This is a genomic window from Neisseria sp. P0008.S004, from assembly GCF_051962755.1.
In the GTDB taxonomy this organism is placed as follows: domain Bacteria; phylum Pseudomonadota; class Gammaproteobacteria; order Burkholderiales; family Neisseriaceae; genus Neisseria; species Neisseria subflava_A.
This window is the reverse complement of sequence record NZ_JBQCUZ010000002.1, coordinates 1-1,852: the sequence shown is the minus strand read 5'-3', so window position 1 is coordinate 1,852 and position 1,852 is coordinate 1. Positions and strand designations below refer to the sequence as shown.

Annotated in this window: 1 protein-coding gene; it reads left to right on the top strand. The window is 48.4% G+C overall.

What is annotated here, in order from left to right; genetic code table 11:
• Positions 1–1,621: transferrin-binding protein-like solute binding protein (locus tag ACTHSW_RS01775; protein WP_440365023.1), on the top strand; the 1,621-nt coding region annotated here is incomplete at its 5' end.
• Between the last annotated feature and the right edge of the window lie 231 nt (positions 1,622–1,852).

Sequence of the window (1,852 nt, the reverse complement as noted above, 5' to 3'; positions counted from 1 at the left end):
AGCTGAAGACGCTAAGAAAGCTGAAGAGGCCAAGAAAGCTGAGGAAGCTAAGAAAGCCAATGAGGCCAATTCAGGTCAAGGTTTTGGCGGTGAAGGCAAAGTAATGAGCAAGGCTTTGGATGGCGGTGTCTTGGTAGCGAAAAAGCGTGAAACCGGCGATTTGGAATATGCCAAAACCGAAGCTCCGACTGCTTCGGATAAAAACAGCGTCGTACTTGATGGTGTCGCCATTAATACCAAAGACGTTAAAGCAGGTGAGTTCACGTTGGGCGAAAGAAGTACGAACGGCGGTAAAGCCGATGCAGCACAATATGCGGTACACAGCGGCGACCTGCTGCCTGACGTTCGTTACGGCGGTGTTGCCGATGTCAGCGATCTGCGTGATGTGAAACAGGCGTTGTTTGTCCAAGGCACGCCATCAGGCAGCGATACCGTTGCAGCCCAAAGAGGGGATGCAACCTATAAAGGCATCGGCCTGCATTTCCCAAACGGACTGCCGATCGATACAAGAGGTCTGCAAGAAATTTTTGAAACCGGTTCGCAAGCCAAGCTGGCCAATCTGTATTCTGCCGCCAAAGCAACCGATGTTACCGCAAGAGTCAATTTCGACCAAAAAACCATCAATGTCGGCATCAACCGCTATTCCGATCAAACGGTTGGCGGTGGTAGCGGTGGCGATAGGATTGCAGGTGTCGTCAAATCCAATGCGCGCGATATGGCGGAAAATTTGTCTTTCAATGGCGATTTGCACGGCAACACCTTCTCCAACAAGCAAGGTACGATGCAAGGCGGATTCTTTGGCGCGAAGGCAGACCAACTTGCCGGTACATATAGTGCGGCAGGCAAAAACCAACGTGATGAAGACGTAGTGGCGCGCGGTGTGTTTGGTGCAAAACGCCAAGATGCGGCAGCTCAAGCAGGCGGACAGCCTGATGCGCCGGTTGCCAAACCTGATGCGCCCGTAACCAAACCTAAAGATGATGCCGCCGCAGCTGAATTGAAAAAAGGTGAAACAGGCGAGCAATACTTCTTATCGAATATCGCCGATTTGACCAAAGTCGTTATCAACGGTACGACAATCGCTTTGTCACCTGTTACCAACAAGCTCTATCGAACTGAATTGGGTTCGGACTACAAATCGTTTGTTGCTTCAGGCAATTTGAGCAATGTTGTCTTCGGTGCGGCAAAACTTGCCGATAATGCCTACTCCTTGTTTGTTCAGGGGGTAATGAGTGCCTCTCTACCGTCAGGGACAGCCAAGTATGCCGGCGATGTGTTGAATTTCCGTGCCCGCAACTTGGATAATAAGGAAAACTGGGTGGGTGATACAGGAGGCTACCGTACTACCGGTTCGTTTACCGCAGATGTCAACTTCGATACCAAGACTATCGCAGGTAAAATCAATAGTGGTGACAGATGGTTCATGAATGAACGAGCCTTTACTGCAGATATTACAGGCAGCAGCTTTAACGGTAAATGGACTTCTTCAGATGCACAAGGCTCTGTAACTGGCGGATTCTACGGTGACAAAGCTGCCGAAATGGCGGGACGATACAGTTATCATGACAAAGAAGATAAAAGTAACAATGCCTTCGGTGTATTCGGCGGCAAAAAACAATAACTGTCTGTTTAAGCTGAAAACAAACCGCTCGAAAGGGCGGTTTGTTTTTGATCGGATAGGATTTTCAGACGACCTTTTACGGTAACAACAATCTAGAGAGCAATTTACCCGCTAAAAGGTCGTCTGAAAACCTTGAATCTTATTTTCAGATAATCTGAGACCTTTGCAAAATTCCCCAAAATCCCCTAAATTCCTACTAAGACATTTAGGGGATTTTCCATGACCACCTTC